The organism is Pseudonocardia aurantiaca (genome assembly GCF_039526725.1).
In the GTDB taxonomy this organism is placed as follows: domain Bacteria; phylum Actinomycetota; class Actinomycetes; order Mycobacteriales; family Pseudonocardiaceae; genus Pseudonocardia; species Pseudonocardia aurantiaca.
Window position 1 is genome coordinate 224,188 of record NZ_BAAAJG010000003.1, and the last position, 13,493, is coordinate 237,680.

General features: G+C 70.6%; 12 protein-coding genes and 1 tRNA gene. 11 read left to right on the forward strand and 2 right to left on the reverse strand.

Annotation, left to right across the window (positions count from 1 at the left end; translation table 11 throughout):
* Nucleotides 1-5 precede the first annotated feature (5 nt).
* Complete coding sequence (locus ABD143_RS05595) at nt 6-629, forward strand: nucleoside/nucleotide kinase family protein (protein WP_343972163.1); 624 nt, start codon at nt 6-8, stop codon at nt 627-629.
* A 385-nt stretch (nt 630-1,014) separates the two neighbouring features.
* Here ABD143_RS05595 and ABD143_RS05600 read toward each other — a convergent pair.
* Nucleotides 1,015-1,097, reverse strand: a tRNA-Leu gene (locus ABD143_RS05600).
* Nucleotides 1,098-1,235: 138 nt separating this feature from the next.
* Between ABD143_RS05600 and ABD143_RS05605 the strand changes: the two genes are divergently transcribed.
* From ABD143_RS05605 to ABD143_RS05650, 10 genes are all read left to right on the forward strand, one after another.
* Nucleotides 1,236-2,471, forward strand: a complete 1,236-nt coding sequence (locus ABD143_RS05605) for an FHA domain-containing protein (protein ID WP_343972166.1) — start codon at nt 1,236-1,238, stop codon at nt 2,469-2,471.
* A 75-nt stretch (nt 2,472-2,546) separates the two neighbouring features.
* The gene (locus tag ABD143_RS05610) at nt 2,547-3,002 is read left to right on the forward strand and encodes an FHA domain-containing protein FhaB/FipA (RefSeq protein WP_343972169.1); all 456 of its coding nucleotides are present in this window, start codon (nt 2,547-2,549) and stop codon (nt 3,000-3,002) included.
* 91 nt (nt 3,003-3,093) lie between these two features.
* Entirely contained in the window at nt 3,094-4,419 is a 1,326-nt protein-coding gene (locus ABD143_RS05615) for a PP2C family protein-serine/threonine phosphatase (RefSeq protein WP_343972172.1), read from the forward strand.
* A complete protein-coding gene (locus ABD143_RS05620; RefSeq protein ID WP_343972175.1) occupies nt 4,419-5,864 on the forward strand; it encodes an FtsW/RodA/SpoVE family cell cycle protein in 1,446 nt (481 codons plus the stop codon). Before ABD143_RS05615 ends, ABD143_RS05620 begins: the two co-directional genes overlap by 1 nt.
* The gene (locus ABD143_RS05625; RefSeq protein ID WP_343972178.1) at nt 5,861-7,336 is read left to right on the forward strand and encodes a peptidoglycan D,D-transpeptidase FtsI family protein; all 1,476 of its coding nucleotides are present in this window, start codon (nt 5,861-5,863) and stop codon (nt 7,334-7,336) included. Before ABD143_RS05620 ends, ABD143_RS05625 begins: the two co-directional genes overlap by 4 nt.
* 7 nt (nt 7,337-7,343) lie before the next feature.
* Nucleotides 7,344-8,723 (forward strand): serine/threonine-protein kinase, encoded by a 1,380-nt coding sequence (locus ABD143_RS05630; RefSeq protein WP_379659603.1) that lies wholly within the window; start codon nt 7,344-7,346, stop codon nt 8,721-8,723.
* Between the two features lie 109 nt (nt 8,724-8,832).
* Complete coding sequence (gene pknB / locus ABD143_RS05635) at nt 8,833-10,758, forward strand: Stk1 family PASTA domain-containing Ser/Thr kinase (protein ID WP_343972182.1); 1,926 nt, start codon at nt 8,833-8,835, stop codon at nt 10,756-10,758.
* Between the two features lie 40 nt (nt 10,759-10,798).
* Nucleotides 10,799-11,434 carry an aminodeoxychorismate/anthranilate synthase component II gene (locus ABD143_RS05640; protein WP_343972185.1) on the forward strand — a complete coding sequence of 212 codons (636 nt, stop codon included), beginning with the start codon at nt 10,799-10,801 and terminating at the stop codon, nt 11,432-11,434.
* Between the two features lie 87 nt (nt 11,435-11,521).
* Nucleotides 11,522-11,791 (forward strand): cell division protein CrgA, encoded by a 270-nt coding sequence (gene crgA, locus ABD143_RS05645; protein ID WP_343972188.1) that lies wholly within the window; start codon nt 11,522-11,524, stop codon nt 11,789-11,791.
* A 62-nt stretch (nt 11,792-11,853) separates the two neighbouring features.
* On the forward strand, nt 11,854-12,297 hold the full coding sequence (locus tag ABD143_RS05650) for a PH domain-containing protein (RefSeq protein ID WP_343972191.1): 444 nt from the start codon (nt 11,854-11,856) through the stop codon (nt 12,295-12,297).
* Nucleotides 12,298-12,580: 283 nt separating this feature from the next.
* Here ABD143_RS05650 and ABD143_RS05655 read toward each other — a convergent pair whose 3' ends face one another.
* On the reverse strand, nt 12,581-13,459 hold the full coding sequence (locus ABD143_RS05655; RefSeq protein ID WP_343972194.1) for a rhomboid family intramembrane serine protease: 879 nt from the start codon (nt 13,457-13,459) through the stop codon (nt 12,581-12,583).
* Nucleotides 13,460-13,493: the final 34 nt, after the last annotated feature.

Here is a 13,493-nt window from a genome sequence, read left to right on the forward strand (position 1 = left end):
GGATCGTGAACGTGCAGGTCACCCCGATCAGCCCGGAGCGGCTCGCCGACGAGGTGACCGGCCTCGTGATGAGCCGGGCGGGGCGGGTCCGCCTCGCCATCGACGGACCGCCCGCCGCCGGACCGCAGGCACTCGCCGATCGTGTCGGTGCCCGGCTGCGTGAGCGGGGGCGTGCGGCTGTGGTGGTGTTGGCGGCCGACTTCCTGCGCCCGGCGTCAGTGCGGCTGGAGTACGGCCGCGAGGACCCGGACGAGTTCCTCGACGGCTGGCTCGACGTCGGCGGCCTGCGCCGCGAGGTTCTCGACCCGGCCGCACCGGAGGGCTCGGGCCGTGTGCTGCCCCGGCTGTGGGACGCGACCGCCGACCGCGCCTACCGCGATCCCTATACAACCCTCCCCGCCGACGGGGTGGTGGTGCTGGCAGGCGCCCTGCTGCTGAATCGGGGCCTCCCTGTCGACCTCACGGTGCACCTGCACATGACCCCGGCCGCCCTGGCGCGGAGAACGGCGGACGAGGCCCGCTGGACCCTCCCGGCCTACGCCCGCTACGAGCGGGAGCACACCCCGTCCGAAACGGCGGACCTACTGGTCCTGACCGACCACCCCGACCGCCCCGCCCTCCGCCACTGACACACGGCGCAGTTCGCCCGCAAGATCAAAGCGCCGAGGAACCAACCCCCAGAGCCCAACCGTTCCCCCACAACACCCCAACGCGGGACGCCCGACCGCGAACAACCCACCACAACAGGAGGGAAACCCAGAGGAATACTGCGCACCCGCAGAATCAAGAAACCCTGAGCATGCCGTTGGGAGATGCCCCGGGGTTGACCCCCGGTCACGAGGAGACCGGAACGGGGAGCAACAACACCAACCACGTTGCAGCAGGTGGTTGGGGGGTGCCGGGGGGCGAAGCCCCTCCGGCCGGGGGTCCGGGGGCTCGGCCCCCGGTGTAACGACGAGATCTGAGGGGAAGCCGTGCGAAGCGCGGCGAACACCGAAACCCACAGATCGAGCGTGGGCGAGGAGGGAGTTGAACCCTCACGTCCTTTCGGACACACGGACCTGAACCGTGCGCGTCTGCCATTCCGCCACTCGCCCTGGCAGAGGGAAAGTTAGCACGGGGCCCGTTGGGCGCAGTGAGCGACCCCCAGCCTCGCCAGGGCACCACGAAGTTGGCTAGCACAGATACGATCGGTGCTGCCAGCAACACGCCGATGCGAACGGAGGGATGATCGGTTGGGCCGCGTCGACAGGTTCGAGCGCCGTCTTCAGGGACTGGTGGGCGACGCCTTCGCGCGGGTCTTCGGTGGCAGTGTCGTTCCCCAGGAAGTTGTGCAAGCACTGCTCAGGGAAGCCGAAGGCCGTATCGAGGAGCTCGCCGGAGGGCGCCTGTTGGCGCCGAACCGGTTCACAGTGCTGCTCAGCCCGTCCGATCTCGATCGCATGGGCGGTGACCGAGCGGAGATCGTGAACTCGCTGTCCGCCTCTGTCACCGAGCAACTCGCCGACCAGGGGTGGGACACCTACGGCGAGGTCGTAGTCTTCCTGGAGCGCTCCGATGCGCTGCACACGGGACAGTTCCGCACCCGCTCGTCCGTCGACCCCGACGCTTCCCGTCGGGACGCCGTCCGAGCACGCGACGCAGGAGAAGCACCCATGAGCCAGCAACCGGGCCACCCCGAGGAGAACGGGCAGTACGGCTACGACCGTGGTGCCCCCGGCGGATACGGGCAGCAGACGTATGCCCCTCCCGCCCAGGACCAGCGCCAAGGGGGGTACGACCAGCAAGGCGGTGGTTACCCGCAGCAGGGTGGCTACGGCCAGCAGGGCTACGACCAGGGCTACGGCGGCCAGCAGCAGGGCGGCGCCGGCTACGGCGGCCAGCAGCAGGGCGCCGGCTACGGCGGCCAGCAGGGCGGGTACGACCAGGGCTACGGCGGCCAGCAGCCTGGCGGCGCCGGCTACGGCGGCCAGCAGGGCGGATACGACCAGGGCTACGGCGGCCAGCAGCCGGGTTACGGCCAGCAGCCCGGCTACGGCGGCCAGCAGCAGGGCGGCTACCAGCAGCCCTACGAGCAGGGCTACGGCCAGCAGCAGGGCGGCTACCAGCAGCCCTACGAGCAGGGCTACGACGCCGGCTACGACCAGGGCTACGGCCAGCAGGGTTACGGCGGCTACCAGCAGGGCCTGTCGGCCTCGTTGAGCCTGGACGACGGCTCGGGCCGCACCTACGACCTGACCCAGGGCAGCCACGTCATCGGACGCGGGCAGGACAGCTCGTTCCGGCTCCCCGACACCGGCGTGTCGCGGCGGCACCTGGAGATCAGCTGGGACGGTCACACCGCCACGCTGACCGACCTGGGTTCGACGAACGGCACCACGGTCAACGGCAACCCGATTCAGACCTGGCAGCTGAACGACGGCGACGTGATCCGGGTCGGGCACTCCAGCCTCGTCTTCCGCGCCCAGTAACACCTGGGTCAGCTACACCTTGGGTCCGGAGAACCGGGCCCAGAACCACATCGGAGAGAACGGAGTTCGCCGCGAGTGCCGGAGTTGGTGCTGCAGCTGACCAGGGCGGGCTTCCTCGCCCTCCTCTGGCTGTTCGTGCTGGTCGCGCTCCGGGTGGTGCGCTCTGATCTCTACGCAGCGTCGGGCCTGCGCGCGCTCGTCCCCGGCGGGCGGACCACCGCCCGCACCGGGCGCGGACGTACGGCCCGCCAGCTGATCGTCACACAGGGGGCGTTGTCCGGTACGCGGGTGTCGTTGGACTCCCGGCCGATCCTGATCGGCCGGGCTGACGACTCCACGCTGGTGCTCGACGACGACTATGCGTCGACCCGGCACGCGCGCATCGCATTGCAAGGCGAGGAGTGGTACGTCGAGGACCTCGGGTCGACCAACGGCACGTACCTCGACCGGGCTAAGGTCACCGGACCCACCCGGGTCCCCCTGGGTGTCCCTGTCCGCATCGGCAAGACGGTGATCGAGCTTCGGTCATGAGCCGACGCACGCTGCACCGCACCCCGGCGACAGCCGCCGGGGTCGGCCGCGTCGGCCGATCTGCCCCTGAACGTATTGGCGGAGCGCTGAGATGACGCTGGTCCTGCGCTACTCCGCCCGCAGCGACCGCGGGCTCGTCCGGCAGAACAACCAGGACGCGGTCTACGCCGGCCCCCGGCTGCTCGCGCTCGCCGACGGGATGGGCGGCCATGCCGCGGGCGAGGTCGCGTCGTCGCTGGTCATCTCCGCGTTGGCGCAGCTCGACGAGGACGACCCCGGCGACGACCTGCTCGCCGAGCTGCGGGACGCCACGGTGGAAGGCAACGCCGCCATCACGCGGCACGTCGCCGACGCTCCGGACCTCGAGGGAATGGGCACCACGCTCACGGCCATCCTCTTCGCCGGCTCGCGGCTCGGGCTCGTCCACATCGGTGACTCCCGCGCCTACCAGCTACGCGAGGGCGTCCTCACGCAGATCACGAAGGACGATACGTTCGTCCAGTCGCTGATCGACGAGGGCCGCATCACGGAGGAGGAGGCGCACACGCACCCGCAGCGGTCGCTGCTGCTGCGCGCCATCACCGGGCAGGACATCGACCCTGCGCTCACGATCCGTGAGGCCAGGCCGGGCGACCGCTTCCTGCTGTGCTCCGATGGCCTGTCCGGCGTGGTGAGCGACGAGACGCTCGCCGAGACGCTGTTGACCTACCGCGACCCCCGTGAGTGCGCCGACCGAATGATCGAGCTGGCGCTGCGCGGTGGCGGACCGGACAACATCACCTGCATCGTGGCCGACGTCGTCGACATCGACTTCGGCGAGGACGCCCCGATCATGGGCGGCTCGGTCGGCGACGGCAGCGAGGACAGCCCACCCCCGGACTCGGCCGCCGCCCGCGCCTCGGCCACCACACTCACCCGCGCCGCTCCCCAGCGCGTGGTGCAGCCGGTGCACACACCCGCGGCGAAGCGCCGCTCCAAGGCGCGGATTTTGCTCGCCGTAGCCGTGGTGCTCGTGGTGCTCGTCGGTGGTGCTTTGCTGGCGCGGATGTGGGTGCTCCAGCAGTACTACGTCGGGGCCGACGCCGCCGAACAGGTCGTGATCTTCCAGGGCGTCCGGGGTGAGGTTCTCGGCCTGCAGCTGCACCAGGTGGCCGAGCGCAGCGACATCGCGCTGAGCGACCTCCCCGAAACCGAGCGCAGCCAGGTGCGCGACGGCATCATCGCCACTGAAGGGCTCGAGGGCGCCCGCGGTGTCGTCGAGCTACTACGCGGCCGGATGCTGGCCCCGTGCCCAGCGCCTACGCCGGAGCCGCCGCTCGCGTTCGACCCCGCGCTGCCGCTCCTCCCGCCCCTGGACACCACTCCACTGCCGACGCCGACACCCGAACCCGGAACCACTTGCCGGTCGGTGAGCTGATGGCGGTTCCCGACGTGAGCGCCGGGCCGTCGCCCGCCACACCCGCGCCCGCTGCGCTGCCCACAGGGCGCGGCATCGAGTTGGTGCTGCTGGCGTTCGCGGCCGTGCTCGTCACGGGCGCGCTGGTCCTGGTGGAGGCAAACCAGGAGCAGGAGCTGACGAGGGTACTGATCTTCGTCGGGCTCGCGTACCTGGGTCTGTTCACGATCGCGCACGTCGCCGTCCGCCGGTTCGCCCCGTACGCCGACCCGCTGATCCTGCCCTGCGTCGCGCTGCTCAACGGCCTCGGCCTGGTGATGATCCACCGGCTCGACCTGGCCGAGGCCGACCGCGCGCAGGCGCTCGGCCGGGAGGCGCCCACCGAGCTGATCTCCCGCCAGATCGCGTGGACGGCCATCGGCCTCGTGCTTTTCGTCGCGGTGCTGTGGATCGTGCGCGACCACCGCACGCTCTCCCGCTACGCCTACACCGCCGGATTCGCCGGGCTCGTCCTGCTCGCGCTGCCCGGCCTGCTGCCGTCGTCAATCTCCGAGGTCAACGGCGCGAAGCTGTGGATCAGGATCGGTCCGGTCGGCATCCAGCCCGGTGAGTTCGCGAAGATCCTTCTGATCGTGTTCTTCGCGGCGTTCCTCATGCAGAAGCGCGACCTGTTCACCACGGCGGGCCGGAAGTTCCTCGGCATGGAGCTTCCCCGCGGCCGTGACCTCGGCCCGCTGCTGCTCGCCTGGGGCCTGTCGGTCGGCGTCCTGGTGCTGGAGCGCGACCTCGGTACCTCGCTGCTGTTCTTCGGCATCGTGCTCGTCCTGCTCTACGCCGCCACCGAGCGCGTGTCCTGGATGCTCATCGGCCTGTCGTTCTTCCTCGGCGGGTGCCTGATCGCCTACCAGCTCTTCTCGCACGTGCGCGTGCGCGTGCAGGTCTGGCTCGACCCGTTCGCGGACTTCGCGGGCACGGGCTACCAGATCGGGCAGGCTCTGTTCGGGCTGGGCACAGGCGGGGTCGGCGGCACCGGGCTGGGCGCGGGCCGCCCCGACCTCGTCCCGTACGCGGAGAGCGACTTCATGCTCTCCTCCCTCGGTGAGGAGCTCGGCCTGATCGGGCTCGCCGCGATCCTCGTGGTCTACCTGGTGCTCATCACTCGTGGGCTGCGCAGCGCGCTCGCGGTGCGCGACAGCTTCGGCAAGCTGCTCGCCACCGGTCTCGCGTTCACGCTCGCGCTGCAGGTCTTCATCGTCATCGGCGGGGCTTCGAAGCTCATCCCGCTCACCGGTCTGACCCTGCCGTTCCTGTCCTATGGGGGCTCGTCGCTCGTGGCGAACTACGCGCTCGTGGCGCTGCTGCTGCGCGTCTCGAACGCCGCGCGCGCCCCGCTGCCTCGCCGACCGGCCGCCCCGCTGCCCCCGCTCGCCGACGCCGGCACCGAACTGGTGGAGCGCCCACGATGAACACCCCAGTACGCCGGATCGCGATCGCCGTGATGGTGATGATCCTCCTGCTGATGGCCAACCTGACGTACGTGCAGGTCGTGCAGGCGGGCGACTACCGCGCCGACCCACGTAACCAGCGCGTGCTGCTGGCCGAGTACTCGCGCAAGCGAGGGCAGATCAGCGCTGCGAGGCAGATCGTGGCCAGCAGCGTGGAGACCAACGACCGGTTGCGCTACCTGCGCCAGTACACCGATGGCCCGATCTACGCGCCGATCACCGGCTACTACTCGCAGACCTACAGCTCGAGCGGGGTCGAGCGGGCGGCCGACTCCGTACTCAACGGCAGCGACGACCGGCTCTTCAGCCGCAGGCTTTCCGACCTCATCACCGGGCGCGACCCGAGCGGCGGCAACGTCGTGCTGACGATCGACCCGAACATCCAGAAGGCGGCCTACGATCAGCTGACGCGGAAGGGCTACACAGGTTCTGTGGTCGCGCTGCGGCCGCAGACCGGCGAGATCCTCGCGATGGTCTCCACGCCCTCCTACGACCCCAACCCGCTGGCCAGCCACAACTCGGAGGAGCAGATGGCGGCCTGGCAGTCCTACAACGCGGCCGACCCGCCGGTCCTGGTCAACCGCGCGATCTCCGAGACCTATCCGCCGGGGTCCACGTTCAAGCTGATCGACACGGCCGCAGCACTCAGCAGCGGCCGCTACACCCCGGACAGCCAGCTCACCGCGGCGCCGTCCATCACGCTGACGGGTACCAACACGGACCTGAGAAACTTCAACGGCAACGCCTGCGGCACCTCTCAGACCGCCAGCCTGCGCGACGCGCTGCAGCGCTCGTGCAACACCGCGTTCGCCCAGCTCGCCGGTGACCTCGGCGAACAGGCCATCCGCCAGCAGGCGGAGGCCTTCGGAATCGGCAAGACGGACCTGACGATTCCCATGCCGGTGGCGATGTCCACAATCGGCGACATCCCGGACAAGGCCGCGCTCGAGCAGTCGAGCATCGGGCAGCGCGATGTCGCGCTCACCCCGCTGCAGAACGCGATGGTCGTCGCGGCCATCGCCAACGGTGGCCAGGTGATGGCGCCCCACCTGATCAAGGAGATCCAGAGCCAGGAGCTGGACCCCGTCGAGACCACGCAGCCGGACCGGATCGGCCCGGCGGTCACCCCCGCTGTGGCTCAGACGCTGACCGACATGATGGTCAACAACGAGAACAGCTACCAGAGCATCGGCAAGATCACCGGGGTGCAGATCGCGGCGAAGACCGGTACGGCCGAGCACGGCTCCGACCCGAAGAACACGCCGCCGCACGTCTGGTATGTCGCGTTCGCCCCGGCGCAGAACCCCCAGGTCGCGGTCGCGGTCATGGTGGAGTCCGGCGGCGATCCGAACAACCTCGCGGCCACCGGCGGCGCCGTCGCCGCCCCGATCGGGCGCGCGGTCATCGGTGCTGCCCTGGGCGCTGGACGGTGATCGGGCCATGATGATGAACGTGCTCGCCGCCGGGCAGAAGATCGCCGACCGGTACCAGCTCGACCGGCGCATTGCCGTCGGCGGGATGGGTGAGGTCTGGGAGGCCTCCGACATGCGCCTCGGCCGCAGCGTCGCGGTGAAGGTGCTGCGCCCCGAGCTGTCCGACGACCCGGAGTTCCTGCACCGGTTCCGGATCGAGGCACGCACGGTCGCGTCACTCGACCACAGCGGCATCGCGGCCGTGCACGACTACGGCGAGGACGACGGCCCCGGTGGCAGGCGCACCGCTTACCTCGTGATGGAGCTGGTGCGGGGCGAGCCGCTGTCCACGCTGATCGCCCGCGGTCCCATCGAGACGGACGAGACCCTGCGGCTGATCGAGGAGGCCGCCTGGGCGCTGCAGGCGGCTCACGAGCGCGGTTTCGTGCACCGCGACGTGAAGCCGGGCAACATCCTGGTCCGCACCGACGGCCTGGTGAAGCTCACCGACTTCGGGATCGCGAAGGCCGCCGACGCCGTGCCTGTCACGCGGTCCGGGATGGTGATGGGCACCGCGCACTACATCGCCCCGGAGCAGGCGAGCGGGTCGGAGGCCGGCCCTGCCGGCGACGTCTACTCGCTGGGCATCGTCGGCTACGAGTGCCTCGCCGGGCACCGGCCCTTCCGGGCCGAGAGCGCCGTCGCCGTCGCGATGATGCAGGTCCGGGACGAGCCCCCGCCGCTGCCCACCACGGTCCCGGCCGCGGCCCGCACGCTCATCGAGGCCGTGCTCGTGAAGGACCCGACGCAGCGGTACGCCACCGGGGGCGAGTTCGCGCTCGCCGTCGGTGCCGTCCGGCGCGGCGAACCCATCCCGCCGCCTGCGTCGATCAGCGGGGAGACCCCCGTCATCCCGGCTCGCCCGCCGGCCACCCCGGCGCGGCCGCGCCCCTCCATCACCGTCACCGCACCCCCGTCCGCGCCACTCCCCTATGCGCCCGCCCCCCACACGCCCGGCCCCCACGCTCCCGTCGCCGAGGCCCACCCCGCCGCCGCAGCCCGCACCGAGGTGCACTCCTCCCGTCCGGCCCGGCAGCGCACCTCGGTCCGGCAGGCGCGCCGCGCCGCGCCGGAGCGCGCCGCGTCACCGCTGCCCACCGAGCCCCTGCGTTTGCAACCCAACGCATCCGGCCGCACGCTGCTACTCGTGCTGTTCGTGCTCCTGACACTCGCCGCCGTCGCAGTCGGGGTGGTGGTGTACGGCGGTCTGAGCGCGGACGGCACACCCGATCAGCCCCCGCAGAGCGCGGGAACCGGTACGGTCTCGGGCTGGGAGGGCATCCTGGCCGGACCGGCGGTACCGGGTGGGCCGCTCGGCCCGGTGAGCGTAACGGGGAGCGTCCGGTGATCCCGTCCAGTCGACGGTCCGGCGCTCGGGTGGCCGAACGGCCATCCCATCGGGCAAAGGGGCCCGGCATGATGTCCAAATCATCCATGACTCCCAGGAACCGGCACCGATGACCACCCCCCGGCTGTTGTCCGAACGCTACGAACTGGGCGAAGTGCTCGGTTACGGCGGCATGTCAGAGGTGCATCGCGGGCTCGACACCCGGCTCGGCCGCGATGTCGCCGTGAAGGTGCTGCGAGCCGATCTGGCCCGTGATCCACAGTTCCAGATGCGGTTCCGCCGCGAGGCACAGAACGCCGCCGCCCTCAACCACCCGGCCATCGTCGCCGTGTACGACACGGGCGAGGTGCAGAGCGAGTTCGGCCCGCTGCCCTACATCGTCATGGAGTACGTCGATGGGCAGACGCTGCGCGAGATCGTCAAGACCACGGGGCCGATGACCCAGCGGCGGGTCATCGAGGTGATGGCGGACGTCTGCGCCGCTCTTGACTTCAGCCACCGCCACAGCATCATCCACCGCGACGTCAAGCCCGCCAACATCATGATCAACCGTGCCGGCGCGGTCAAGGTGATGGACTTCGGCATCGCCCGCGCGCTCGGCGAGGGCCAGAACGTCACGCAGACGGCGGCGGTGATCGGCACAGCGCAGTATCTGTCCCCGGAGCAGGCGCGCGGCGAGGCCGTCGACGCGCGCTCCGACGTGTACGCGGCAGGCTGCGTGCTGTTCGAGCTGCTCACCGGCGAGCCGCCGTTCACCGGCGACACGCCCGTCGCCGTGGCATACCAGCACGTGCGGGAGGAGCCACGGCGGCCGTCCGAGCTCAACCCGAGCATCCCCGCCTCGCTCGACGCGGTCGTGCTCAAAGCGCTGTCGAAGAACCCGCTCAACCGCTATCAGTCGGCCGCCGAGATGCGGTCGGACCTGGTGCGGGTGCGCAGCGGGCAGGCCCCGCTGGCGCCTGTCGTGATGAGCGAGGACGAGCGCACCGCCATGCTCGCGGCGAGCCCGGCCACGGGCGCCACCAGGCGCATCAACGGTGGCCGGCACACCCAGCCCCCGCCGCCTGCCGACTACGACGACTACTACGACGACGAGGGGCCGCGGCGGGGCCCCGCCCGCACGATCGGCATCGTCGCGGCCGTGGTCGTCGCACTCGGGTTGATCGGTTTCGTCGCCTACCAGGTGTTCAGCGGGCCGCCCCCACCCCGGACGGTGGCCGTCCCCGCGGTCACGAACATGCTGCAGCAGGACGCCACCAATCAGATCATCGCCGCCAACCTCCGTGTCACCGTGATACCAGTCGAGTCGACTGTGCCGCAGAAGGGGCTGGTCATCTCCACCGACCCGGTGCCCGGCAGCCAGGTGCCGGAGCGGACCAACATCAACATGAGCGTCGGCAGCGGCCCGGCCAACGTGCGAGTTCCGCTTCTCGAGAACATGACTGTGGCACAAGCCAAGCAGGAGCTGGAGGCGAACGGACTCACCCTCGGCCAGGCGACCACGCAGGAGACCGACAACTCGAGCGACATCGACCGGGTCATCGGGTCCACGCCCCGGGCGGGCGAGAACGCGCAGGGTGGCAGCCCGGTGGCGGTGGTGGTCGGTGCGCAGCGCACGACGAGACCCGTGCCAGACGTGCGCAGCATGGACGCCGACAACGCCGAGCAGGCACTCCGCCAGGCCGGCTTCCAGGTCTCCCGCCAGAACGTCGACGGCAGCGGTGACGAGGGTTCTGTCATCGGCACCAACCCGCAGGCCGGCACCCAGGTGCAGCCTGGTTCGCAGGTCGTTCTGCAGATCTCGCGCGGCAACGCGATCGAGATGCCCGACGTCACGGGACTCCAGCCCCGGGATGCCCAGGACAAACTGAAGCAGCTCGGAATCAACAACGTCGGGCTCAAGACCCAGCAGGTCGACAATGAGGAGGACGACAACCGGGTGATCGAGCAGTCGGTCAGCCCGGGCGAGACGGTGTCCCCCGACCAGCAGATCACCCTGACATTCGGCAGGTTCCCCGGCGGGGTGTTCGGCTAAGCACAAGACGTACGCTCGGGCCGTCAGGGAGACTGGGTCCATGCGCGTGCTCGTCATCGACAACTACGACAGCTTCGTCTACAACCTGGTCCAGTACCTCGCTCAGCTCGGCGCCGACACCACGGTCCGGCGCAACGACGAGGTCGACCTCGACGAGCTGGCCGAGGTAGACGGGGTACTGGTCAGCCCCGGCCCCGGCACGCCGGAGCGGGCCGGTGCGAGCATCGAGGTGATCCGGCGCGCCGCGGACCGGGAGCTCCCGCTCCTCGGCGTCTGCCTCGGCCATCAGGCCATCGGCGCGGCGTGGGGTGGGGTCGTGGAGCGCGCGCCGGAGCTGCTGCACGGCAAGACGTCCCTCGTGCACCACCAGGGTGAGGGTGTGCTCGACGGGCTCCCCGACCCTTTCGTCGCCACGCGCTACCACTCGCTCTCCATCCGGCCCGACACGCTCCCGGACGTCCTGGAGGTCACCGGGCGCACGGAGAGCGGCGTGATCATGGCCGTGCGGCACCGCGCGCTGCCGATCGCCGGCGTCCAGTTCCATCCGGAGTCCGTACTCACGCAGGGCGGCCACCGGCTGCTGGCCAACTGGATGGCGAGCGCGGGCCACCCGGTCGCGGAGGCCACGGTCGAGGCCCTCACCGCGGAGACGGCCGCGGTCGTCGCAAAGGCCTGACCGCGCGGCTCCCGACGCGGCCGCTGCTCAGGTCGGCAGGCCGCGCTACCGTGGGGGTCGACATCCGACGTCACGCGAGGTCAGCACATGCCCAAGTCCAAGGTCCGGAAGAAGGCGGTTTACACCCCGCCAACGAGCGAGCGCACCGGCACCACGCCGGTGAAGGTCGCAGGCCCCACCCACCCGGTGTACATCGCGGTGATGCTGGGCTTGATGCTCGTCGGCCTGGCTTGGCTGGTGGTCAACTACATCGCCGGCAACTTGATCCCGTTCATGGTGTTGCTGGGTCCGTGGAACTTCGCCATCGGGTTCGCGCTCATCGTGATCGGCCTGCTGATGACGATGAGATGGCGCTGACCGGCCGAACCACAACGATGTGAGTCTTCCCCAATGTGGACGCTCCGTGTGGATAAGTCACGTTGAGTGATCAACTTGGAGCGGTCCGGGAGTGGAGCCCGGCGCGCGGCCTCGTCATCGCCGGGTGGTTCCTCGCGATCGCAGCGGCTACCTGGTGCGCAGCCCTGTGGATCACCGGGTCCGATCCGGCGGGTCGGCTGCTGGCCGGCGTCGCCGCGGTGGGCGCCGGGATCGCCGCATTGTTCGGCACCCGTGCCCGGCCGCGGCTACGAGCGGATGCGGACGGGCTGACCGTCGGTGGGATGGCCCGGCCCCGCCACCACCCCTGGCCTCTGGTGGAGGACGTGCGCCTCCTGCGCACTCGGCGCCTCGGCCGGGTGACCACTCTGCTGCAGGTCGACACCGTCAATGCGAGCGGTGACGAACGGCTGCTCCTCTTCGGCCGCCTCGATCTCGACGCCGACCCTGAGGACGTCCTGCAGGAGCTGCGCCTCTTGCGGCCCTGAGATTCCCCCACATGCCGCAGCGGCCTGTCCGCCACGTGGGGGTTGGGCTGATCAAATCGCCCGCATGAGCGGTCGTGAATGCGCGCCGGGCTGCATACGATCGAGAGACCTCGACGAAGGGAGTCTGCATGGGGAGCACACCGATGCGGGGCACGGACAGCTGCACCACTGGATGCGGCTGCAACCCACCCGCCTGAGACTGTCCCGACGAGCCACGGCGGGGCGACCCTCACGAGGGCCGCCCCGCCGTCGTCGTGCAGGGCCTCTTTCCTAGGAGTAGCTCCTAGCGCAAGCCGGTGATCGCGATGACGAGCAGCAGCAGGACCGTCAACCCGGCGAGGGCCCCGGCCTGCACCACGTTGCGGCTGCGTGCCGGCGCGTAGACCAGCGCAGCGGTGGCCCCGGCACCCACCACCAGCCCACCGAGGTGCCCGATCAGCGAGATCCCCGGGATGATCACGCTGATCACGACGTTGACCGCGATCAGCCCGATCACCTGCCCGGCGGGCACCCGCATCCGCCGCAGCACGACGGCTAGCCCTCCCATGAGCCCGAACACGGCGCCGGACGCGCCGGCAACCTCCTGGTTCGCCGTGAAGACCATCACCGCGGCCGAGCCACCAAGGAGAGAGACCATGTAGACCGCAAGAAATCGGACACGGCCGAGCACGATCTCCATGTCCCGGCCCAGCACCCAGAGCGCCCACATGTTGAACAAGAGGTGGATGAGCCCGATGTGCAGGAAGCCACTGGTGACGATCCGCCACCACTCGCCTGCCCACACGTCGCGAGCCACTAGCGACCATTGGCCGAACAGCGGCGCCGCGGCGTTGCCGTTGATGCTGCCGGCCTCCACCGCCGTTAACAGGTAGATCGCCACGTTGAGCGCGATCAGGGTGGGAACGACGACCGGCCGGGTGCCCGGTGCCGCCCCAGCGATCGTCGTGCCCCGCCGCACCCCGCGTCGGGCCGCGCCGACGCAGTCGACGCACTGGTAGCCGACCGACGCCTCACGCAGGCACTCCGGGCATGCGGGGCGCCCGCAGCGGGTGCAGCTCAGCCCGGTGGGACGGTCCTTGTGCCGCACACACACCGCGGACGGCCCGCTCTGCGGCTCACCCGGGTGCGGCGGCGGGGTCGGCGGGCCGGCTGGATGGGTCACGGGGCGGGCCTCCTCGCCGGCACGGCGGGCATGG